Source organism: Kaistella gelatinilytica, assembly GCF_015679325.1.
Taxonomy (GTDB): Bacteria; Bacteroidota; Bacteroidia; order Flavobacteriales; family Weeksellaceae; genus Kaistella; species Kaistella gelatinilytica.
Map to the genome: position 1 here is coordinate 212,485 of NZ_JADPVI010000001.1, position 22,708 is coordinate 235,192.

The following is a 22,708-nucleotide window of genomic DNA, read 5'->3' on the forward strand; positions in this document are numbered from 1 at the left end:
TTTAAGTTATGATTTGAGAATCGGTAATTTAATCATAAATCATTTTCCGACTGTTTTTTACTTTTATTTTAAATATATTTGATGTGTAAAAGGCGGATTTCTGGATAACCTAAAATTTTCACCTTTTTTAATTCTTAAAACTATGGAAAAAGTCCTGCCTCATTCCTTATTTACCGATCATGACATCTATCTTTTCCGCGAAGGAAAGCACTACAAATTATACGATAAATTTGGTTCTCACAATGCGGAAATCGATGGTGTAAAAGGCGTTTATTTTGCAGTTTGGGCACCTTTTGCAAAGAAGGTTTCCGTCATCGGTGATTTTAATGAATGGCATTCTGAAAAGCATAATTTGTTGCCTAGATGGGACAGTTCGGGTATTTGGGAAGGCTTTATTCCCAATTTAAAATGGGGCGATATTTATAAATACGGAATTCGAACCAATAAAGATATTCTCCTCGAAAAAGGCGATCCTTTTGCGCTGAGTTGGGAACAAAATGTTCAGGCGAGTTCTGTAATTTCAACAACCTGGTACGAGTGGAATGATGAAAACTGGATGGCCGAACGCTGGAAAAGTAATTCTCTAAATGCTCCGATTTCCGTTTACGAAATGCACCTCGCTTCATGGATGCGTGGACTAGATGATCCGACAAGATTTTTCAATTATCGCGAAATTGCAGAACGGCTCGTTCCTTATTTGATGGAGATGAATTTTACACACGTAGAGTTTATGCCGGTCATGGAATATCCTTATGATCCAAGTTGGGGTTATCAGGTGACTGGATTTTTCGCGGCAACTTCCCGTTTTGGGTCTCCTCAGGATTTAATGTTTTTAATTAATGAGCTCCACAGGAATAATATAGGGGTCATTCTTGATTGGGTTCCTTCTCATTTTCCCGGCGATGCGAACGGTTTGCATTATTTTGACGGAACTTTTCTCTACGAACACGAAGATCCGCGAAAAGGTTTTCATCCCGACTGGAAATCCTATATTTTTAATTATGGAAGACCGGAAGTAAAATCTTTTTTAATTTCAAATGCCATGTTTTGGCTCGACCGTTATCATGCCGATGGATTGCGTGTTGATGCCGTAACGTCAATGCTGCATTTAGACTATTCGAGGAATGAAGGCGAATGGGAACCCAATATTGAAGGTGGAAATGTGAATTTGGAAGCAAAATTATTTTTGCAGGAATTCAACACCGCAGTTTACAAAGAGTTTCCCGATATTATGACGATTGCTGAAGAAAGTTCTGACTTTCCGATGCTTACAAAACCCGTTTACGACGGCGGAATCGGTTTCGGTATGAAATGGATGATGGGCTGGATGCACGACACCTTAAAATATTTTAAAGAAGATCCAACCGGTCGAAAATATTTGCATAATAAGATCACTTTTGCTTCGATGTACGTCTATAATGAAAATTATATGATGCCTCTTTCTCATGATGAAGTCGTACACGGAAAATCAAGTTTAATTTATAAAATGCCGGGAGACGAATGGCAGAAATTCGCCAATCTTCGCGCTTTATACACGTACATGTTTACGCATCCGGGAGCAAAACTTCTTTTTATGGGCGACGAATTCGGCCAAACAAATGAATGGAATTTTAAGATTTCCCTCGATTGGCATTTGCTGAAATATCCTGTTCATAAAGGTTTGCAGGATTTTGTTAGAGATTTAAATATTCTCTACAGAACTGAAACCTCTCTTTACGAAAACCAGTTTAAACCGGAAGGATTTGAGTGGGTTGAAGCGAATGACTGTGATAATTCGATTTTTATTTATTTGAGGAAAGGCAAAATTGAAGAGGATGTTTTGATGATCGTTTTAAATTTAGCGCCACGAGTTTTCGATTATAAAATTGGCGTTGACGAAGGCACAAACTGGGAAGTTATTTTAAATTCAGATGACGAAAAATATGGCGGAAGCGGCGTAAAAGCAGTTATCGTAGATGAAGAAGATGACGAATGGATGTTCCGTCCCAATGCAATTATTTTAAATTTGCCACCACTTTCGGGAGTCGTTTTAAAACAGAAAAAACCTGTTAAGAGAAAGAAAAGTACCGTTTCGAACACAGCTAAGAAAATGGACTCTTCAGCGAAAAAATCGGTGGTTCCCAAAACAAAATCTCCTGGTCTTGTCAAAAGTAAAGTGTTAGATAAAAAAGGCGAAACTGAAGTGAAAACTGAAAGTAGTACTGCAAATAAATCTAAGCCTGCGGCTAAAGTTTCCCGGATTAAAAAAGTGATCACTGAAGCTGCACCCGAATTAAAAAAGATTACTAAGAAAAAATAAAACGCTCGAATTGCTTTAAATTCACTTATTCTCATAGTGAATTTTGAAATTTAGAAAATTGAAATATGAAGATTTTTAACCTTTCCATGGAATGTTATCCTGTTGCAAAAGTCGGTGGACTCGCCGATGTAGTAGGAGCTTTGCCAAAATATCTGAATAAAATTGAAGGCGTTGAAGCCAGCGTAATTATGCCGTGGTACAATAAACCTTTTGTTCACGACCACAACTTCGAAATTGTTTTTGATGGATGGATTCACCAAAGTGTACACACTTTTCAGGTTCAGGTGATGAAAGAAAGAAGTCAGTCTTTAGGTTTCGATTTATATTTGGTCAAGATCCCCGGACTTTTAGACCGCGATAATCCTTACGGTTATTGGGATGAAAGTCAACAGTTTTTAGCTTTTCAGCACGGTGTTTTGCACTGGCTTTCTGCGATGCAGATTCGTCCGGATATTTTACACTGCCACGATTATCACACCGGATTAGTTCCGTTCATGATTGAAAATTGTCCCGAATTTAATTTTTTGAAAGGCGTAAAAACTATCGGTACCATTCACAACGGAGAATATCAAGGACAAATGCGATGGGACATGGCGAATTATATGCCGTGGTTTTATGGGGAACAATGGGGACTTCTCGATTGGAATGGCTATATCAATCCGTTGGTGTCAATGATCAAATGTTGTCATGCCTTTAATGCCGTTTCTAATGGTTACATGCAGGAACTTTTTCAGAGTTTCCGCGGTTTGGAAAGTTTGGTTCAGCAAGAAGGTAGCAAAGCTTACGGAATTATCAATGGTATTGATACCGAAGTTTGGGATCCTGAAACCGATGCTTTTCTAGATTTTAATTTTAATAAAAAAGATGCACTCGAAGGAAAATGGAAAAATAAAAAAGCCCTGTGTGAAGAATATGGTTTGAATCCAGATCTGCCTTTATTCAGTTTTATCGGAAGATTCGCCGGAGAAAAAGGCGCAGATTTTCTACCGGAAATTGTATGGAAAAGCATTCAGCAGACAGAAGGAAGACTGAATATTATGATTTTAGGTTCAGGTGAAAAACAGATAGAAAATCAATTGCTTGAGTTAAATGAAACCTATTCCAATTTTGCGCTCGATTTGGGTTACAAAGAATATCTCTCTCACAAAATTTATGCTTCTTCAGATTTTCTTTTAATGCCTTCCCGCGTAGAACCATGCGGATTGAATCAAATGTATGCAATGCGTTACGGGACAATTCCTATTGTGCGGTATATCGGCGGTTTGCGCGATACTGTGGAAGACATTTCTACAGGAGGAAGTGGCATTAATTTTGGAAGCGCCAGTGCAGAAGATACGGTAAATGCGATGCACAGAGCGATGCATATTTATCACGACCACGATCTGATGAAAAATTTGGTGAGATCGAATATGAATTATGATTTTTCCTGGGATCATTCGGCGCAGTTGTATCTAGAGCTTTATCGAAAATAAGTTAGTCATTTAAAATTCTTCTTGATAAATTTCATTTAACCCATTTAATGATCAGATTCACATGTTAATACCTACGCTCGGTACTTTTTGGAGGGAAAAAAGATATCGCCAATTGACAGTCAGTACGATCGGTGTTCTGGTTTTAGGAATAATCGGATACCGTTTTTTGGAAGGCTGGAGTTGGCTCGACTGTATTAATTATGCAGTTTCAATAATGGTAACCACGGGAAATGCCGAAGTTTATCCGAAATCTGACTGGGGAAAAATATTCAATGTTTTCTACATGGTTTTAAGTGTATTTTTAATTTTATTTTTTATTAATACCCTTCAGCAACACTTCCATGAAAGCCGACAGTCAGGAAAAATAAAACGCAAAAGACACCAGAAAATAATTGAAAAGAAGATCACGACGCAGTTAAGTGACGACGAATAATTTGAATCTTTTTCTCCTAAAATTTAAAAATAACTTTCAAAATAAATTTTCTCTCATCTGATAACCTCAGAAACTTATAAAACCGTAAGTTTGCAGGCTGAAAAAAAGAATGGAGAAGAAAAGTATTTTTAAAGGAGTTTTATACGTTGCGATGGGCGCAAGTATTTTTGGAATGTTGGCGACTTTCGTGAAATTATCTTACCGGGATGGCTACACCACTTCAGAAGTTACGACCGCACAATTTGTTTTGGGTTTGTTGGGATTATTAATTTTAAATGTAATTCAGACCAAAACTTCAAAAAAAAATCTGGCAAAACCCACTGCGAAGGAGATCAAAATTTTGATGCTCGCAGGAACTTCTTTAGGTTGCACGAGTTTATTCTACTATCTGTGTGTACAATATATTAATGTTTCTATCGCGATCGTTTTGCTGATGCAGTCCGTTTGGTTTAGTGTTGTTGTTGAAAGTTTTATTTCTAAAAAATTCCCCAATGCGAAGAAAGTGATTGCTACGATCATTGTTTTGGCAGGAACCTTTCTCGCTACAAATCTTATCAATTTAGATGTGAAATTAGATTGGCACGGCGTATTTTGGGGATTAATGGCGGCTGCTTCTTTTACGGCGACAATGTTTACTTCAAATACATTGGCGACGCATATTCCGGTGTTGAGAAAAAGTTTGATCATGCTTTCCGGCGGTGGTGTGATCGTTTTTATATTTCTCTTTTTTGCACAGATCGGTCCTTTGCATTTTGATGTTTTGAAATCATTTTATTTGAATTTTACCGATAATACGCAACATATTAAGCCGTTCGAATTTTCGATTTTTTATACGTACGGATTTATTCTCGCCTTGTTCGGAACCATCATTCCACCAACTTTGTTTAATCTTGGATTCCCAAAAACAGGTTTAGGATTAGGGAGTATTATTTCTTCCTTAGAATTGCCCGTTTCAGTGACGATGGCTTTTATATTATTGGGTGAGAAAGTAATTTTAATTCAATGGGTCGGAATTGTTTTAATCCTGTTCGCCATTGTGTTAATGAATTTACCTTCCAGAAAAAAGGATTTGCTCCCTGAATTTGTTAAAGTTAAGAAGTAAGAAAAATTAGATTTTTTAATCGTCCGTCACCACGGCATCTCTTTCACCTTCTTCATTTTTTCCTTCCTCGATCATTTCGTCAGCTTCGGATTTTTCATCAGAATCTGCTTTTTCTATTTTTTCTTTTTGCCGGTCGTTCTGATGATCGATAAAAAATTCGCAGAAAACAGGTAAGTGATCGGACCCAAATTTTTCTAAAGTTTTTAATTCTTTAATGAAGATATGTTCGCTGTGAAACATCAGATCAATAGGAAATCTCAGCAAACGGTACTTTGCGTGAAAAGTAGAAATAAAAGCTTTTCCCACGCGAGGATCGATTAAATGACTGATTTTCCGGAATAGGACCGAAGATTTTGACCACGCAACATTATTAAAATCGCCCACAACAATTACCGGTTTTTTGATCTCCTTGATCCGTTTTGCAACGCTCAGTAAGTCGCCATCTCTCTCTTTCGAGGTTTTTTCTTCCGTGGGACTCGGCGGTGGTGGATGAATTCCAAAAAAAACAAATTCAAAACCATCTTCCGTCCGAAGATGCGCTTCAATACTCGGAATATCGTCAGCAACAAAAAAATGAGTTTTAGCGTTTTCTAATCTGATCTTCGAATAGAAATGCATTCCGTACGTATTTTCCAGGGCAACTTTATGATGATGCGGATATTCATTTTCTAAAACAACAAGTGCTTTTTCCCAGTCTTTATTACTTTCCATGGTGAGAAAAACATCAGGATCATTTTTTTTAATGAGGTCAACAAAACGGTGAAATTCGGTGTTGAATTGATAAATATTCGCTGAGATGATCTTTAAAGTATTCGATGCACTTTGAGTAGAAGTTTCTATTTTTTTGACCGGATAATATCGCGTGTATTTAATAAGTGTAATGCTGTGATAGACGATGATCAAGAGTAAAAGCGTTTGCGAATACCAGCAGAAATTATTTTTGTAGAAAAGAAATCCTACTATAAAAGTAATGAGCGCGAAATGATTGATCTGAATTTTACCAAAATCTGCCACCCGGAAAATCCAGTAAGAACTTGGCACTTTGGGCAATAAGGTTAAAATCAAAAGAAGTACAACGAAGACAAGGTAAATTTCCCACATATTATATTAATGTCGGATAAATTTATACTTTTTAGTAATACCGACAAAGTGTAAAATAGAACTTAAAAGTGCTGTGAAAAATAAAATGTAGGTGATAAATATCAAATTTTAATTTTTTAAAGATTTATTGAAACAAGCTGATTATCTTTGCTCATGGTACTATTCTTGCAAACGCTACACGAAATAATTTAAACATGTTCTCCACTAAGAAAAAATTTCCTTTTTTAAATCTCTTTTTTGCTTTAGTCACGGTTTCGGTTTTTATCCATTGTAAAAAAGATGATGTGGTAATAGAAAAAACTTTGCCTCAAAATAATTCAGCACGATCTGAAAAAGATTCCTTAAAGAAAGTGGAAGCTGAAAAACCTGCAATTAAATACACCGCTTTTATTTTTCCGAAAAAGAAGAAAGATTCTGCGATGGCAGCTTTTAATAAACAATTTTCGAAAGATGAACAGTATACGATTCTGGCTTTGAACCGTTTAGATCTGAAGAATAAATGGCGTGCCGATACGCTTGCTGTTCCCGATAAAATAGATTCTACGTTGATGGCTTATTCACCCTTTCCCAATAATTTAGAGATCTTAAAGGATGTTCATAAAATTGTTCTATTTTCTTATCCAATTCAGGCGTATGCACTTTATGCGAATGGAAATTTGGTAAAATGGGGTCCCACAAGTATGGGTGCTAAAAAAGCACAAACCGAACGTGGATTAACATTTGCGAACTGGAAAAAAGAACTGTCAATTTCGTCTGTATCAAGCGAGTGGAAACTGCCGTACAATTTTAATATTCATAATAGACTGGGAATTGGTTGGCATCAATATGATCTGCCCGGTTATCCTGCGTCGCATTCTTGCTTGAGATTATTGATGAACGACGCAAAATTTCTTTACAACTGGACCGACCAATGGACGTTGAATAAAGGCGGCGCAACAGTTAAAGCCAACGGAACACCAGTTATCGTTTTTGGCGATTACAAATGGGGTGGAAAAAAGCCCTGGAAAAATTTAATTCAAGATGCAAAATCTAACGATATTTCCGTCAAAGAATTGAATGACCTGATCCAACCAGATCTTGCTAAAATTCTTCAGGAACAGAAGAAAACTGATGAAGTTCATTCTCAACTGACGGCAAATAATACTGAACAAAAACCTGCAGCTTAAACATTTTCAAAACTTCGGATCGATTCTTCGGCAAACTCCCGCAATTTTTGCATTTCTTTTCGCGCTTTTATTTGTCCGAATCTTGCGGCAATATAAGTTGCGATCAATAAAAAAAGCATTACAAAAAAAGCCGAAGGTGCCCAGGGAAAATCGTTGCTTTTAATTTGTTTTTCTACGTACCAAAGCGTGATAAAAACCATCCACACAATTGAAAGAATAAAATACAGGAACATAAAAAACGTCCATACGGCGCTGGTTGGGCCAAAAACTCCACGAATTACGGTTTTATTTTCTTCTTCGTCAGTTTCTGTTCTTAATGCTAAACATGGTTTCCAGAATTGGTCATGATCGCTTTTCACACTGATGATCGCAGCTTCATTATTCACATTTCCGGTATATTCAGCGGAATGCTCGCTCAAAAATTTCTGCAGTAAAACCGTATAATTTTCCCGGCTTATGTCGGTAAATATTTTAAATCTCGGTCGGGAACGTATGCTGTCTAAAACGGTTTCTTCAATTTGCATCTTGGTAAGGAATTGGGTCGATTAATTTTATTTCAAAAGTCATTTTTTGATTTTTTCGCTCTATTTCAAAGGTGATTCTTGTACCATCTTCATCTTTCAGCAGATTATTGATTTTCTGCAAAGTGTAATCGCCCACTTTCTTTTTATTAATACTGATGATTTTATCATCTTTCCTGATTCCGGCAGTGTAACAAGGAGAATTGATGCGACAACCGGCGACTGAATACAGTGGTTTTAAAACAAAATTGTACTTAAAAGTATCTTTGGATTCATAAGCAAGTACACTGTTATCGTTTTTGCTGCGTTTTGCAGTTTCTATGGTGACCAGATCTTTTTCCCACGTCATTCCGTCATGTTGAATATCCAAACCGCTCTTGTTGAATAAAAAAGGATCATCGAAATTTTTATTTTTACGCAAATAAATTTTCTGGTTCGGATAGTCGAAGATCACTGAAAATCTACGCAAAATATCGCTGCCGATGGAACCTTTTCTGCCGAGAACGATTCTTACATTTTGTATCGAATATTCATCAGGCATTGCAGTTAAAGGTTTTTCAAAAACAAAATCACCAATATAAAAGCGATGAATTCGGCTTCTTTTACCAAAGATATCACCATTAAATCCCTGTCCTAAATAATCTTCAATATTCGGGCGGTTATAAACAAAATCATCGATCAGCTTCGGGAAAAGCCAGATTGCATCGCTATTACCAAGATCGAGGAGCATTTTTGAATCGATATTAGAATGAGTCATTTCTACACCCGCCATTAAATAAGGTTTATTTCCTTCAATAGAAATCGGAAATTCGGTATATCTCTTTTTGCTTTTCTGAAGAAGTTGATCATCGTTGAATACGGTTATTTTTTTGGAGACAAAATCAATTTGTACAGGGTGATCTTTAAAAAACTGATATCCGATAATGCCATTTACGGGAATCCCAACATGGGAAGAAAAGTTAATGCTTTCGTCTAAAATAATAAAAACGGTGTGTTTTAAATCCTGGAAATCCTTTCCAATTTTGACCACATTATTATCAGATCGCAAACCTTCGATATTTTTACTTTCACCCAGACCCGAAAATTTAATTTTTTCGATATCATTAAAGTTGATTTGTTTATCTTCTAAGCTAAAGAGAATCGTCTCATTGACGCCGGAATCAAGTAAAAAAGTAAGGTCAACTCCATTTATATTCAGTGGTACAAAAATAAGATTGTTGATCAATTGAAAAGGGATCACCGTTTTCTTGTGATGCGTGATTTTGAATTCATTTTGACCCCAGGAAAAACTAAAAAAAAGAAGAAATATTATTTTTACAAATTTCATGTATTGAAGATACAAACTTTTGATACATCGCAACGCTAAAAAGTGATTGACATTTTGTATTAATCTTTTCGATTATAAATGCTTTGAAATTTAAAATTACCTAAATTTGTTAGATGCGATACGAAGAAAAAATTGAAAAATTCCGCCAACTGGTGGAGAATAAATTCCAGATCTATAATTCTCTTTTCATGAGTTTGCCTTATGATAAAATGAGTAATATCGGTATGTTGCTGCCTTTTTTGTATGAAGAAAGTAGAGTAGGTTATGAGAAAGGTAAAAATCCGGAAGAAATTATGGATGAGTTTTTCACCAAACATACGGAGCTTGAAACTGAGGAACAAAAAACGGAACTGCTCTTTAAAATCATACAGTATATTGAGCGACAAGTTGTGTTGTTTGACAGTATTGAAGATGCGGCTTTCGCAGAATTGCATTCAGAAAGTGATGCCGGAACTTTAATGCAGCTTCACGAACGGGCTTCTCAGGAACATCAGCTGGAAGCGACGCGCCAAAAGATGAAAGATTTTGGGATTAAAGTAGTTTTCACGGCGCATCCGACACAATTTTATCCCAATTCTGTACAAAGAATTCTTCATGATCTGCGTACGGCAATAATGAAAGATTCTGTCACAGAAATCGATATGCTGTTGCAGCAGTTGGGCAAAACTCCTTTCGTCAACAAAGAAAAACCGACGCCTTTAGATGAAGCGATGAGCATTATTTTTTATCTGCGTTACGTGTATTACGATACGATCGGTGAACTGTACAAAAAAGTGAAAAATTCTTTTGGGACCGATTCTTTTGTGCCGAATCAGGATATGATCCAGCTCGGTTTCTGGCCTGGAGGAGATCGCGACGGAAACCCCTTTGTCACCGCAGAAATTACCTTAAAAGTGGCGGAAGAACTTCGTCTTTCCATTCTGAAATCTTATTACGAACATTTGAAAAATTTAAGAAGACGATTAAGTTTTAGAGGAGTTTCGGAGATTTTAGAAACGCTTGGTCATGAATTATATGACGCCATTTTTAAAGATGATCAAAGCATTACTTCCGACCAAATTTTAAAATATATCAACGCGGCAGAAAAAGTAATTATCGAACAGCATAACGGACTTTTCCTGAATCTTCTACAGGATTTCAAAGATCGGGTCAAAATTTTTGGGACCCATTTCGCTACTTTAGATATTCGACAGGACAGTCGCGTTCATCAGGAAGTCATCGATGATATTATGACTAAAAAATCGGGTTTAAACAGTGAAAGTATTTCCATTGAAGAAAAATTAAAATGGGTGCTCGAAACTGATATTATTCTCGATCCTGACGATTTTGATGGCATTACCAAAGACACTTTAGAGAACATTTATAACATAAAATACATTCAGAAAAGGAATGGTGAACAGGGATTGAGCCGCTATATTATTTCTAACTCTGATCATATTAAAGATGTTTTGAATGTTTTTGCGCTCTTCAAATTATGTGGTTATCAAGAAGAAGATATTAATATGGATATTGTTCCGCTTTTTGAAACCATGGAAGGTTTGGATGCCGGTGAAAAGGTGATGCGACAGTTGTATGAACTTCCAGTTTATAGAAAACATCTGGAAAGACGCGGAAATGCGCAAACCATTATGCTCGGTTTTTCTGATGGCACCAAAGATGGCGGTTATTTAAAAGCCAACTGGGAAATTTATGAAACCAAAGAACAGCTTACGAAAGTTTCAGAGGATCACGATATTAAGGTGATTTTGTTTGACGGAAGAGGCGGCCCTCCTGCACGAGGTGGCGGAAAAACCCACGATTTCTATGCTTCACAGGGAAAAACGATTGCAAATAATAAAATTGAAATCACGATTCAAGGTCAAACAATAACAAGTGTTTTTGGCAATAAAGATCAGGCGAAATATAATTTTGAACAATTATTAACTGCCGGAATTGAAAATGATGTTTTCAAAAATGCAAAAAAGGATTTAAGCAAAAAAGAGCGGCAACTCATTGAAGAACTGGCTGAAATAAGTTTTAAAAAATATTCAGATCTCAAAGCGCATCCGATGTTTGTGCCGTATCTTCAGGAAATGAGTACGCTCGAATATTACGGGAAAACCAATATCGGAAGTCGGCCTACAAAAAGAGGTGCTGGAAATGCTATTAAATTTGAAGATCTGCGCGCAATTCCTTTCGTAGGTTCCTGGAGTCAGCTGAAACAAAATGTTCCCGGCTTTTTCGGATTTGGATTTGCTTTGAATGCTTTAAAGAAAGAAGGTCGTTTTGATGAAGTGATCGATTTGTACAAAGGTTCAGATTTCTTTAAAACATTGGTGTTGAATTCGATGATGAGCATGAATAAATCCTATTTTCCACTCACGTATTACATGAAAAACAATGCAAAATTCGGCGAATTCTGGACAGTTATTTTTGAGGAATACAAACTTTCAAAAACGATGACTTTAGAATTGACCAGTTTTAAAATGTTGATGGAAGAAGAACCACTCTCAAGAAAATCGGTACAGATTCGGGAAAAAATTGTTTTGCCCTTATTGAGTATTCAGCAATATGCTTTAATTAAAATTCAGAAAAAAGAAGGTAATAAAGAGGCGTATGAAAAACTGGTCATGCGTTCCCTTTTTGGAAATATTAATGCGAGTCGGAATTCAGCTTAAAAATTTTATTGGAAATTTAAATTCTGTAATTGAAAAAAACGCTTCGAAAAAGAAGCGTTTTTTGATTTTTAAAGGATTGAATTATTTCGTTTAAACCATTAAGTTAATGAAGATATGAAGAAGGATTAATAAAAATCTGAAGATTTTATAAGCGTGCTTCTTAAATTTTATTTCAAATTCTTATTAATATTAAAGGTTTATTGTTTAATAATTTTCTCGATGTATTCGTTTTTCTCGGTTTTTACTTTCACGAAATAAACGCCTTTTCCAAGACTTTCAATATTATTTGTTTTCTCTTTTGTCAATGTTTTTATTTTTCTTCCTAAAACATCATACAATTCCACAGAGTTGATCTTTTCTGAAGTTGTAATGGTAAAAGTCGATTTTACTGGATTCGGGTAAATTGAAATTGAGGATTTTGTTGCGTTTTCATTCGTTGCTAATGTCACATTTAGAGCTTTTCCAAAATTTAAAATTCCGTAACCCATTGGATCAGTATAGTTGGGGAAAAGAGAGGCGTTCTGACGAAGCAAATTTCTTACTTCCGGTAATGATTTGGTTGGAATTGCCTGAAGCAAACAAGCGACTCCGCCTGCAGCAAGTGGTGTTGCAAAAGAAGTTCCACTGCCTGAAGTTACGCCATTATTATAACCCATATAAGTAGAAGTTCCTCTTGCGCTTGCATCGGGTTTTATTACGCCTACATAATTGGGTCCGAATGAGGAAAAAGAAGAGCTCGCACCCGTTGAAGTTACTGCTCCTACCGTAAAAACTTTTTCGTTATCAGACGGAGTTATAATGTAATGCCATGGTTTTTGGGCTTCATTTCCGGCAGCTGCCAAAACAAAAATTCCTTTTTCCGTCGCGATTTGAGCAGTTCTTGCAATGAACGAGGTTGTTCCCGTCATGTCCGAATAAAGCAAGCTGTATCTTGGATCATCGAAATCATAGTATCCCAATGAAGTTGAGATCACATCAACGCCCTTTCTGTCGGCTTCTTCCGCAGCTTCTGTCCAGTAAATTTGCTCTTCGGGAATTTCATTTACGGCATCTTCACTTGCGTATAAATAAAAATCTGCATCCGGAGCGGTACCAACGAAACTGTTTGCAACATATCCTGCAATCGTTCCTAAACAGTAAGAACCGTGATTATTAAGCGTGGTATTATAGATGTCTGTACTTTTGTTCACGAAATTGTAACCGCCCTTGATCTGTCCATTATTTCTGATTCTTGCATAAGCTGAACCTGTATTTACAGTTGGGAAACCAGTGTCGATCACGGCAATCGTCATTCCTGTTCCGGTAAAACCCGCAATATGAAGTGGACGTAAATTCACCTGGTTAATTTGTGCTAAACCTTGACCATAATTAAAATCGGTTTTTCCCTCGTTGTTGTTGAAGTCTTCGAATTTGTTTACTTTTTTAATGTTATTTGGTCCGCGATTTCTGTGCTTAATGAAGCTTTCTACAGAATCAACATACGTTTGCGCTTTGATCTGAATAATTTGTTCAGCAGTTGCATTTACCGCAACACCATTCATCCATTTCGAATAATCGGTTACTGTGAAACCAAGATTTCTGATATTCTGAATATAAGTAGGTTCGATGGGAGCATCCTGATCATTAAGCGCAATTCCCAGTCGGGTTCGCCGATCCAGAGATTTCTGGGTAAGTTCTGTTGTAGGATTTGCGTAAAAAGCAGCTTTGTTCGGTTTATCTTTGAAAATCACAAAGACAAGTTCTGTTTGGGCACTTACAAAACTAAAAAGTACAAGGATGAAAACGGATAAAATTTTCTTCATTTTTAAATTATTAGATTGAAACAAAAGTAAAAAAAATGCTGAATATTTTCAGCATTTTTAAGACGATTATTTTAAAAAGCTTATTTAATATACGTTTTGTTTCCGTTTTTATTAATATAGTATTTTCCGCCTTTTGGACCTACAAGAACCTGATGTCCATTATAATCTCCGCCATTGGTAGGATTATAAGCTTGCTTTACGGTGTTGTGCGCAAGAGTTGTTTTTGCGGACGTCGCAGTTTGTGTGTATTTCGTTGCTGGTTGTGCGGAAGCTGCAGGTTGAACTGTACTGGTTGTTGGAGTTGCAGAATTTAACACCGTTTTTCTGGTATACGTTCTTTTTGGTTTTACCATACTGTTATCAGTCGTGGTTGCAGAAACTGCGGGAGTCACCGCAACAGCTGTTTTTTTCGTATATTTTCTTTTTGGTTTCGCATCAGTATTAACGGCAGTTACCGGACCATTTGCAGTAACCATTGTCAAAGTGGAAGCATCACTTTTTTTGGTGTACTTTCTTTTTGTTTTGGTGGTCGGTGTGCTCGTATCAACCGTTTGAGCAAAGAATTCTGTTGTTCCAAAAGCTGTTATTAAGAATAACATCAAGAACAATTTTGTCGTTTTCATAATTTTATTTATTAAGTTAATTGCTGAATATTTATCTAAAATTATTCCATAACTTATTGGAAATCAAAAAATAAAAGATTTTATGATAGATTAAAAAAACATTAAAGAAAATTAATTTTTTAAAAAACTTAATTTTAGTAAATTTGAACAAATATTTTTTTTATGAAATCGCCATTAAAATTTTCTGTAAAGAAACACTAGTGAAGATAGGCGATTGCATATGACCAATAAAATCCAATAAAATTTTCATATGAAAAAAATTCAGATGGTTGACCTTCAAAGTCAATACTACAAGATAAAAGCCGACGTCGATAATGCAGTTTTAAACGTGATCGATTCGGCTGCCTTTATTAATGGACCTGAAGTGAAATCTTTTCAGGCAGAATTGGAGCAGTACTTAGACGTAAAACACGTAATTCCCTGCGCAAATGGAACTGATGCTTTGCAAATTGCGTTAATGGCGCTTGATCTACAAGAAGGTGATGAGGTGATCACGGCAGATTTTACTTTTGTCGCCACCGTAGAAGTTGTTCATTTATTAAAATTAAAATCAGTTTTGGTCGATGTAGATTACGATACATTTACCATTGATATCGATAAATTGAAAGCTGCCATAACGCCGAAGACAAAAGTGATCATTCCGGTTCATATTTTTGGTCAGTGTGCAAATATGGAGGAAATCTTAAAAGTAGCGAAAGAACACAATTTGTACGTGATAGAAGACAGTGCACAAGCAATTGGGTCTGATATTATTTTCGCAGATGGGACAACGAAAAAATCGGGAACAATGGGAATTTTGGGTACGACTTCTTTTTTTCCTTCTAAAAATTTAGGTTGCTACGGTGATGGTGGTGCAATTTTTACGAATGATGACGAGCTTGCGCATAAGATTCGCGGTATCGTAAATCACGGAATGTACGAAAGATATTACCACGATGAAGTTGGCGTTAACTCCCGTTTAGACAGTCTTCAGGCTACGATTTTAAGAAAAAAGCTTCCACTTTTAGATGGTTATAATGACGCAAGAAGAAAAGCTGCAGATTATTACGACGAAGCATTTGCCGGAAATCCAAATATCTTAACACCGAAAAGAGCTAAGTATTCTACGCACGTTTTTCATCAATATACGTTGAGAATTTTGAATGGAAAAAGAAATGAACTTCAGAAGTTTTTGACGGAAAAAGAAGTACCTGCAATGATTTATTATCCTGTGGCATTAAGAAAACAGAAGGCCTATTTCCAGGAAAGCAATGATGCCGATTTTGTAAATACCGACAAATTGTTGGAGCAAGTTATTTCTTTGCCGATGCATACAGAATTGGATGAGGAGCAGCTGAAATATATTACCGATTCGGTTTTGGAGTTTATGAATAAATAGTTTACAGCCACTTTGTCAAAGTTAAAATCTTTGAGAAGTTATTAAGTATAATAAAAAAAGAAATGCAATTGTTTAAATTTAAATTCGTTTATTATTTGGCGATTGTCTTCTCTTTTTTGACGTCTTGCCTTTTTGGATACATTGTGGTTTTAAAAATTAATACCGTTACTGAAATTGGTCTTCTTAAAGATGATTTGATTTATTTTCCTTTAAATTTTATTTCATTTCTGTCTTTTACAGTTTCATTTTTTCTGCTGATTAAATTCAGATCATCTGCGATAAAAGCTTTAAATTTTGGAATAATTGCATTTTGTATTTTAATAATTTCAATAATATATAAATCATTTATATTCAATGAAATTCAGTTTAAGTTTTTAGTTGGCTGGTTTATAATTTTTTTAATTAATGTATTTATTTTAGTAGTAATTAATAAATATAGAATCGAAAATATGCATAAAATTTATTCAGACGAAATTAATGAAATTGGACAGAAGAAAAGTTGAAAGATAGATGATTAGTAAGTTTTAAAAGTTATCATTAAATTTACATTATGAATACCGAAACCTTAAAAATAAATTTAGCACAAAGGATTTTATCTTTGAACGATTTACCACTTTTAGAGAAAATAAAAAATTTACTTAAAGAAGATGATGATGTCATCTACTATACTGTTGAAGGTAAATCTATTACAAAAGATCAATTTATTTCTGAAATGGATGAGCAGCAAAAGGATATAAAAAATGGAACTGCTAAATTTCATACTACTGACAATGTTAGGAAAATTGTTAAGAATGAAAGTAGTTTGGGAAGATAGGGCTTTATCAGATCTGAAAAATGCTGTTTCATTTATTAAATTGCAAAGTCCAAAAAATGCTGAAATGGTTTTAGAAAAGTTGGTAAAACTCTCCGAATCACTGTCGAATATGCCTTACAAATTTCCCAAAGAACCTTTGTATGATAGGGAAAATATTCGTTTTGTTACAAAATGGAGTTTCAAAATGATTTACCAAGTTGAAAAAGAAATGATTATTATTCTAAGGATTTTCAGTACACACCAAAATCCTGATAAAATTTTAGAATAAATACAAAATCTAATTAAATCACCAATTAAAAATACATGACAATACTCGTTACCGGCGGACTCGGTTATATCGGTTCTCACACGGTTGTAGAACTTTTACAAAATAATTTTCAAGTCATCATTGTTGATGATACGTCTAATTCTGAAAAATTTATTCGCAATAATATTGAAAAAATCGCTGGTAAAAGACCCGTTTTCTTTCCATTTGATTTAAAAAGAAAAGAACTGCTTTCCCAGGTTTTCGATGCTTATGAAATCGATGGCTGTATTCATTTTGCCGCTTACAAAGCAGTAGGAGAGAGCCAGGAAAAACCTTTGGATTACTATGAAAACAATCTCTTTTCTCTGATCAATGTGTTGCAGGAATTTAAAGCAAGAAATATTTCGAACTTTATTTTCAGTTCTTCCTGCACAGTTTACGGACAAGCAGATAAACAGCCCATCGACGAAAATACACCTCTGAAAATGCCGGAATCTTCTTACGGAAAGACCAAGCAAATGGGCGAGGAAATTCTGAAAGATTTTGCAACAGCTTATCAAAAGAAAGTCTCTTTGCTGCGTTATTTTAATCCTATTGGTTCGCATCCCACTGCTTTATTGGGGGAATTGCCAATTGGTGTTCCAAATAATTTAGTTCCTTATGTGACTCAAACCGCTTCCGGAATTAGAGAGAAATTATCGATCTGGGGAAATGATTATCCGACGGAAGATGGAACTGCAGTTCGCGATTATATTTATGTTGTTGATCTTGCAAAAGCACATGTGAAAGCATTGCAAAAATTGATGAAGGAAACTTCCGAAACTTTGATTGATGTTTACAATCTTGGGACAGGAAAAGGTTCCTCCGTTTTAGAAGTGGTTGAAGCGTTCGAAATTGCTAACGATGTAAAAGTTCCCTATCAGATCTGTGAAAGAAGAGCCGGCGATATTACGGTTGCCTATGCAAATGCAGATAAAGCCGAAAGAGAACTGGGTTGGAAAGCCGATACTTCTCTGAAAGAAGCTTTAAGAACAACCTGGGAATGGCAGAAATATCTGGAAAGCAGAAAATAGAATCCGATAATCTTAAGTTTAAAAAATAAAAAAATCCTGAAAAATTAATTTTCAGGATTTTTTGTATTTGCAACAATCATCAATCTACATTGGTGGACCTTGTTCGTCATCACCGCTGGAATTGCTGTTGATATCTTTTTTACGTTTTTGCTGCTCTACTTTATCACCTTGCTTAAATCGGTAACTCAAAGAAATACTCATTTGTCGCGGTTGCCATTGCTGATAACTGTACTGAGAATAACTTGAATTGGTTACTGTATTTTCTCTTGCCCGAGTATTGAAAATATCCTGAATATTAAAAGCGATCGTTCCGTTTCCTTTCCAAATTGTCTGGCTTGCTCCTAAATTTACAGCATACATTGGTTTTCTTTGGTTAGAAACTGTATTTTCTGCACCTCGGTAAAATCCTTGTATCTGAAAACTTGTAGTTTTAGTAGGTTTAAACGTATTGGTCAAACGTAATCTTGTAGAAAATCCATTTCCAGAAAAATCTCTATCAGTTAAAGGATTGTTTGGGAAAAGATTGAAACTACCTTCGTTTTTGTAACCGTATAAATCTGCACTTCCCATGATTTTCCACCATTTGAAAGGGTCGTAAGTTGCATTAATATCTAAACCATATTGTGTTTCACTTCCTGCATTTACAGGCATGGTGTAGATCACCGTGTTTCCGTCTCCATTTAAACCAGAATATTGGTAAAAATTAACTTCGTCTTCCGATTTTTTATAATACAAAGTTGGGTTAAAAGTAACTTTGCTCTTCGTTAAATTATATCCTAATTCAAAAGAGTTTTCATAGGTTGGGTTCAAATCAGGGTTTCCGCTGAAGAGGTTTCTGTTGTTGTTATAGGACATGAACGGGATAAGGAAAAATGAACGGGGTCTGTTAATTCTTCTGGAATAATTCAGCAATAACTGATTGTTTTTATTCAGATCATAACTTAAAAATACACTTGGGAAAAATTTCAAATAATTTTTATCAACGCTGGTCTGAGTCGCATCATTCATTTTTTTAAAATTGACACTGATGTCTGTATTTTCAGCTCTTAAACCCAATTGATAACCAAAACTTTTGATCTTGCTTTTGAATTGTGCGTAACCTGCAAGAACATTTTCTTTGTAAGAAGTGTCGCTCGTGAAATCAGGTAAAATACTTGCTGGACCATTATTTTTACTTTCATCGACATAGTAATTGTACCTGTTTTCATTTCCGTCAAACCTTACACCTGCTTCAAATTTAGAAGCTTCACCAATTGGCAATTCGTAATCTCCTTTTCCTAAAATTTTGGTGTTATCAGATTGCGTCAGGATATTATTTAGAGTCAAGGTCGGAACATCTAAAAGATTGTCGAATCCGTTTTCTGTCGTTACTGAATTTCCGTCGCTTTTACTATTCTGATAACTTGTAGCCAAAGAAAGCAACTGTCCTTTGTCGCCAATTTTTTGGTCAAAACCTAAATCTGCCTGAAAAGAATTATTTTTATTCGTGCCTTCATTCAATCGGTTTGTGAACTGATCTTTTAAAGTAAACGGAACATTAGGATAACCAGCTGCTGTTCTGTCTTTCACAATAACATTATCGAAATAGTTGGTTTCTCCCGTCGATTGATTATTGAAATTTCTGAACATTACAGAAGCGTTCAAAGTCGACTTATCAGTAACATCTAAAAGAATTCCGGTCGTCACATTGTAGTTTTGGTTTTCACTTTTATTGGTTCCATCCTGAATAGATTTCATGGAAAAACCGTCTGTTAGATTTTGTGGATTTAAAAATGAATTAAATTCAGAGTTATTGGTAGAATTACTTCTGTTGTAACCACCACCACCATTGATGTAATAAGTTAAAGAACCTTTTTTCCAGCTTAAATTGGTGTTTAATCTGGTAGTTGGTAAATAGCCCAAAGTTCCTTCAACACTTCCGTTGAAACCTACTTTCTTAGATTTCTTGAGGATAATATTTAGAATTCCTGCTGTTCCACTTGCTTCATATTTAGAAGATGGATTGGTAATTACCTCAATTCTTTCAATTTGATCAGCCGGAATAGATTGCAGCGCATTTGCACCATCATCAATTCCAAGCATAGAGGAAGGTTTTCCGTTGATCAAAAATTTTACATTGGTATTTCCACGCATAGAAACAGTTCCATCTGTATCTACATCTACGGAAGGAACATTCGCTAAAACATCCTGCAGATTTCCGCCTTTTGCTACAATATCCAAAGACGGATCGTACACTTTTTTGTCAATTTCTACGCGATAAGCTTTCACCGCTTGACCTGTAATTACAACACCTTGAATATCTGAAGTTTTCGTGCCGGTAACTGAACTTTCAGCTTCTATGGTAAAATTACCGAGGTTTGCAGCTTCGGAAATTTGTTTGTTTAAAGTTGTCTTTTTAAAGTCGATCGCTTCAACGGTTATATCATAATTTCCCGGAGTTAAAGGCAGTTGATAAGCGCCTTTGTCGTCTGTTAAAGTCGCATCACTAAAAAGTTTGTTGGCTTTATTGCTAAAGGTTACAGAAGCATAAGGAACTGCGTTATTTTGCTTGTTTACAATTTTTCCCGTAACATTTACTTTCTGTTGAGCAAAGGCTAAACTTGCCGCTCCCAAAACGAAAGTTAGTGCCAAAGTTCTTTTCCTGATAATTGATGAGATCTCAATTCTGTTCGTCATATTCTTAGTTTAAACTATACTGATTGTTATTTTTAACAAAAGTTAAATTAAATGTTTGTTTGATAATTACGTAATTCCAAAAAAAGTCCTCAGAATTTTCTGATATTCGCTTTTTAAATTTTACAATTATCTGATATTTTTAGAGTTCAGCCATTGCTGATATTCTTTTGCGTTAACTTCATGTTCGGCTGCATTCGCTGTGAATTTGTGAAAACCAAATCTTTTCGGATCAGCGCACATATAAATAAAGTCACTTTTCTGCGCGTTTAAAACGGCATCAACCGAGTTTTTATCAACCATACAAATTGGTCCGGGCGGAATTCCTGCCGTGTAATAAGTATTGTAGGGAGACGGTTCGCGCAAATGTTTGAAGAAAACTCTTTTCAATGTTTCTCCCTGAAAATTATTGGCTTTACTCACTGCGTAAATTACAGTTGGATCGCTTTGCAATTTCATGCCTTTTCTATATCGGTTCAGATACAAACCTGCAACGGTCTTCATTTCGTCAGGTTTTCCACCGGTTTCTTTGTAAACTAAAGATGCCAAAGCATAGATCTGATCACGGCTTAAACCGGAATTTTGCTCCTTCGCTTTTCTTTCGGCAGTCCAGAAATTGTTATATTCTCCTTCAAATTTTTTAAAGAAATCTTTTGGAGTTACCGTCCAGAAGAAGTTGTAGGAATCGATGAAGAAATATTTTTTCAGATCTTCGGCGTTGGTAAGACCTTTATCGGCTGCAATTTTATTTAGATCGGTGGCAAATTTCAAAGAGTCTAACTCTGTTTTTTTAGCAACTTTTCCTATCATCTGATAAACAGAGAAAAAATCACCAATTCGGAACGTATTTCCGGTTTGGTTACCAGCTTTGATCATGTTGACCAGATCGGTGTTATTGGTTCCAGATTTTATGTGGTATCGACCGGCATTAAAAAATTGAGTAAGGTTTTTGCTTTTTGCGACCTCTGCAAATGTTTCCTTATTTTTGATATACGGCGCAATCGAATCCAGGATCGAATTGAAATTGGCGGAATGAGGAATTAAGACATAGCCTTCTTTTTCCACATTATTGCCATAATACTTTTTGTAATATCGGTATCCAAAAAAACTTCCGACTGCAAAAAGTAGAAAGACAATGACCAAAACTATACCCGAAGATTTTTTCATTAATATGATCTGAAATATGCTATAAATTAATTTTACCTTTAAAAACCTGTTTTGCGGGACCTTCTAACCAAATGTTTCTGAAGCTTTCTCCGTCCTGTTCTGCGTAAACTTTCAGATTTCCACCCAAAACTTTTACATTGACAGAAGTTTGATTTTTATCTTTTAGAAAAACCAGGGCCGAAGCGGTTGCTCCGGTTCCACAACTGAAAGTTTCATCTTCAACTCCTCTTTCGTAAGTTCTGATGAAAATTTCGTTTTCCGAGAGTTCTTCCACAAAATTCACATTGATTCCTTCTTCGCAATAAGACGAAGAATTTCTAATATTGTTACCGTTTTCGAAAACTTTATAATTCTTTAACATTTCCACAAAAGTCACATAATGCGGGGAACCGGTATTGAGTTCAAAACCGTTTTCAACGTTTTTAATAACGCCAACATCGATCATTTTTAATTTAATGATGCCGTTGTGGATTTCCGCTTCGTGTAAACCGTCGATTGCGGTAAAGGTTGTTTGATCTTCAAAAACATCAAGAAAATGGGCAAAAGCAACAAGACATCTTCCACCATTTCCGCACATTGTACTCTCGTTCCCATCGGAATTGTAGTAAACCATTTTGAAATCAGAGGTCGAATCATTTTCCAGTAGAATCAGGCCGTCACCACCAATTCCGAATCGGCGGTCGCAGAGTTTTTCTATGATCTCTTTCTCTTTTGGGAATTGCAGATCACGGTTATCGATCATTACGAAATCGTTTCCCGTTCCTTGATACTTAAAAAATTCTATGGTATTTTGCATAAAACTTGGCGGTTTTTACCCGGATATTTTTGGGAGTGCAAAGATACTGAAAACTTT

General features: G+C 35.6%; 18 protein-coding genes. 10 read left to right on the plus strand and 8 right to left on the minus strand.

The features are described 5' to 3' along the window. Nucleotides 1-142 precede the first annotated feature (142 nt). From glgB to IV494_RS00870, 4 genes are all read left to right on the plus strand, one after another. Nucleotides 143-2,299, plus strand: coding sequence for a 1,4-alpha-glucan branching protein GlgB (gene glgB / locus IV494_RS00855; RefSeq protein ID WP_230379804.1), 2,157 nt, complete (start codon nt 143-145; stop codon nt 2,297-2,299). Between the two features lie 65 nt (nt 2,300-2,364). Next, nucleotides 2,365-3,771: a glycogen synthase gene (locus IV494_RS00860; protein WP_196078283.1), complete on the plus strand. Its 1,407-nt coding sequence runs from the start codon at nt 2,365-2,367 to the stop codon at nt 3,769-3,771. A 112-nt stretch (nt 3,772-3,883) separates the two neighbouring features. Next, on the plus strand, nt 3,884-4,204 hold the full coding sequence (locus IV494_RS00865) for a potassium channel family protein (protein ID WP_196078284.1): 321 nt from the start codon (nt 3,884-3,886) through the stop codon (nt 4,202-4,204). A 109-nt stretch (nt 4,205-4,313) separates the two neighbouring features. Continuing rightward, on the plus strand, nt 4,314-5,306 hold the full coding sequence (locus IV494_RS00870; RefSeq protein WP_196078285.1) for an EamA family transporter: 993 nt from the start codon (nt 4,314-4,316) through the stop codon (nt 5,304-5,306). Between the two features lie 15 nt (nt 5,307-5,321). On the opposite strand, the gene IV494_RS00875 is transcribed toward IV494_RS00870, so the two are convergent. After that, a complete protein-coding gene (locus tag IV494_RS00875) occupies nt 5,322-6,407 on the minus strand; it encodes an endonuclease/exonuclease/phosphatase family protein (RefSeq protein WP_196078286.1) in 1,086 nt (361 codons plus the stop codon). A gap of 284 nt (nt 6,408-6,691) precedes the next feature. Between IV494_RS00875 and IV494_RS00880 the strand changes: the two genes are divergently transcribed. After that, nucleotides 6,692-7,573 carry a L,D-transpeptidase gene (locus IV494_RS00880; RefSeq protein ID WP_317192986.1) on the plus strand — a complete coding sequence of 294 codons (882 nt, stop codon included), beginning with the start codon at nt 6,692-6,694 and terminating at the stop codon, nt 7,571-7,573. Here IV494_RS00880 and IV494_RS00885 read toward each other — a convergent pair. Beyond that, entirely contained in the window at nt 7,570-8,097 is a 528-nt protein-coding gene (locus IV494_RS00885; protein WP_196078288.1) for a hypothetical protein, read from the minus strand. The genes IV494_RS00880 and IV494_RS00885 overlap by 4 nt on opposite strands. After that, nucleotides 8,087-9,421: an aspartyl protease family protein gene (locus tag IV494_RS00890; RefSeq protein ID WP_196078289.1), complete on the minus strand. Its 1,335-nt coding sequence runs from the start codon at nt 9,419-9,421 to the stop codon at nt 8,087-8,089. Before IV494_RS00890 ends, IV494_RS00885 begins: the two co-directional genes overlap by 11 nt. A 113-nt stretch (nt 9,422-9,534) precedes the next feature. Here IV494_RS00890 and IV494_RS00895 point away from each other — a divergent pair, with 113 nt between their 5' ends. Continuing rightward, the gene (locus IV494_RS00895; protein WP_196078290.1) at nt 9,535-12,078 is read left to right on the plus strand and encodes a phosphoenolpyruvate carboxylase; all 2,544 of its coding nucleotides are present in this window, start codon (nt 9,535-9,537) and stop codon (nt 12,076-12,078) included. Between the two features lie 197 nt (nt 12,079-12,275). Here IV494_RS00895 and IV494_RS00900 read toward each other — a convergent pair whose 3' ends face one another. Both IV494_RS00900 and IV494_RS00905 read right to left on the minus strand, forming a co-directional pair. Then, nucleotides 12,276-13,880, minus strand: coding sequence for a S8/S53 family peptidase (locus IV494_RS00900; RefSeq protein ID WP_196078291.1), 1,605 nt, complete (start codon nt 13,878-13,880; stop codon nt 12,276-12,278). A gap of 80 nt (nt 13,881-13,960) precedes the next feature. Next, complete coding sequence (locus tag IV494_RS00905) at nt 13,961-14,503, minus strand: hypothetical protein (RefSeq protein WP_196078292.1); 543 nt, start codon at nt 14,501-14,503, stop codon at nt 13,961-13,963. A gap of 250 nt (nt 14,504-14,753) precedes the next feature. Here IV494_RS00905 and IV494_RS00910 point away from each other — a divergent pair, with 250 nt between their 5' ends. From IV494_RS00910 to galE, 4 genes are all read left to right on the plus strand, one after another. Continuing rightward, a complete protein-coding gene (locus tag IV494_RS00910) occupies nt 14,754-15,881 on the plus strand; it encodes a DegT/DnrJ/EryC1/StrS family aminotransferase (protein ID WP_196078293.1) in 1,128 nt (375 codons plus the stop codon). A 550-nt stretch (nt 15,882-16,431) separates the two neighbouring features. After that, a complete protein-coding gene (locus IV494_RS00915) occupies nt 16,432-16,695 on the plus strand; it encodes a hypothetical protein (protein ID WP_196078294.1) in 264 nt (87 codons plus the stop codon). Next, nucleotides 16,673-16,963 (plus strand): type II toxin-antitoxin system RelE/ParE family toxin, encoded by a 291-nt coding sequence (locus IV494_RS00920; protein ID WP_196078295.1) that lies wholly within the window; start codon nt 16,673-16,675, stop codon nt 16,961-16,963. The genes IV494_RS00915 and IV494_RS00920 overlap by 23 nt, the downstream gene beginning before the upstream one ends. 35 nt (nt 16,964-16,998) lie before the next feature. Continuing rightward, entirely contained in the window at nt 16,999-18,015 is a 1,017-nt protein-coding gene (gene galE / locus IV494_RS00925) for a UDP-glucose 4-epimerase GalE (RefSeq protein ID WP_196078296.1), read from the plus strand. Between the two features lie 84 nt (nt 18,016-18,099). Here galE and IV494_RS00930 read toward each other — a convergent pair whose 3' ends face one another. The 3 genes from IV494_RS00930 to dapF form a co-directional block, all read right to left on the minus strand. Further along, entirely contained in the window at nt 18,100-20,691 is a 2,592-nt protein-coding gene (locus IV494_RS00930) for a TonB-dependent receptor (protein ID WP_196078297.1), read from the minus strand. Nucleotides 20,692-20,817: 126 nt separating this feature from the next. After that, nucleotides 20,818-21,855 carry an endolytic transglycosylase MltG gene (mltG, locus tag IV494_RS00935; protein ID WP_196078298.1) on the minus strand — a complete coding sequence of 346 codons (1,038 nt, stop codon included), beginning with the start codon at nt 21,853-21,855 and terminating at the stop codon, nt 20,818-20,820. Between the two features lie 19 nt (nt 21,856-21,874). Next, entirely contained in the window at nt 21,875-22,651 is a 777-nt protein-coding gene (dapF, locus tag IV494_RS00940; protein ID WP_196078299.1) for a diaminopimelate epimerase, read from the minus strand. Nucleotides 22,652-22,708: the final 57 nt, after the last annotated feature.

What these genes read in the sequence shown, in the direction of transcription:
- glgB (WP_230379804.1), top strand. Translation starts at nt 143, where the DNA reads ATGGAAAAAGTCCTGCCTCATTCCTTATTTACCGATCATGACATCTAT.
- IV494_RS00860 (WP_196078283.1), top strand. Translation starts at nt 2,365, where the DNA reads ATGAAGATTTTTAACCTTTCCATGGAATGTTATCCTGTTGCAAAAGTC.
- IV494_RS00870 (WP_196078285.1), top strand. Translation starts at nt 4,314, where the DNA reads ATGGAGAAGAAAAGTATTTTTAAAGGAGTTTTATACGTTGCGATGGGC.
- IV494_RS00875 (WP_196078286.1), bottom strand. Translation starts at nt 6,407, where the DNA reads ATGTGGGAAATTTACCTTGTCTTCGTTGTACTTCTTTTGATTTTAACC.
- IV494_RS00885 (WP_196078288.1), bottom strand. Translation starts at nt 8,097, where the DNA reads ATGCAAATTGAAGAAACCGTTTTAGACAGCATACGTTCCCGACCGAGA.
- IV494_RS00890 (WP_196078289.1), bottom strand. Translation starts at nt 9,421, where the DNA reads ATGAAATTTGTAAAAATAATATTTCTTCTTTTTTTTAGTTTTTCCTGG.
- IV494_RS00895 (WP_196078290.1), top strand. Translation starts at nt 9,535, where the DNA reads ATGCGATACGAAGAAAAAATTGAAAAATTCCGCCAACTGGTGGAGAAT.
- IV494_RS00900 (WP_196078291.1), bottom strand. Translation starts at nt 13,880, where the DNA reads ATGAAGAAAATTTTATCCGTTTTCATCCTTGTACTTTTTAGTTTTGTA.
- IV494_RS00905 (WP_196078292.1), bottom strand. Translation starts at nt 14,503, where the DNA reads ATGAAAACGACAAAATTGTTCTTGATGTTATTCTTAATAACAGCTTTT.
- IV494_RS00910 (WP_196078293.1), top strand. Translation starts at nt 14,754, where the DNA reads ATGAAAAAAATTCAGATGGTTGACCTTCAAAGTCAATACTACAAGATA.
- IV494_RS00915 (WP_196078294.1), top strand. Translation starts at nt 16,432, where the DNA reads ATGAATACCGAAACCTTAAAAATAAATTTAGCACAAAGGATTTTATCT.
- IV494_RS00920 (WP_196078295.1), top strand. Translation starts at nt 16,673, where the DNA reads ATGAAAGTAGTTTGGGAAGATAGGGCTTTATCAGATCTGAAAAATGCT.
- galE (WP_196078296.1), top strand. Translation starts at nt 16,999, where the DNA reads ATGACAATACTCGTTACCGGCGGACTCGGTTATATCGGTTCTCACACG.
- IV494_RS00930 (WP_196078297.1), bottom strand. Translation starts at nt 20,691, where the DNA reads ATGACGAACAGAATTGAGATCTCATCAATTATCAGGAAAAGAACTTTG.
- mltG (WP_196078298.1), bottom strand. Translation starts at nt 21,855, where the DNA reads ATGAAAAAATCTTCGGGTATAGTTTTGGTCATTGTCTTTCTACTTTTT.
- dapF (WP_196078299.1), bottom strand. Translation starts at nt 22,651, where the DNA reads ATGCAAAATACCATAGAATTTTTTAAGTATCAAGGAACGGGAAACGAT.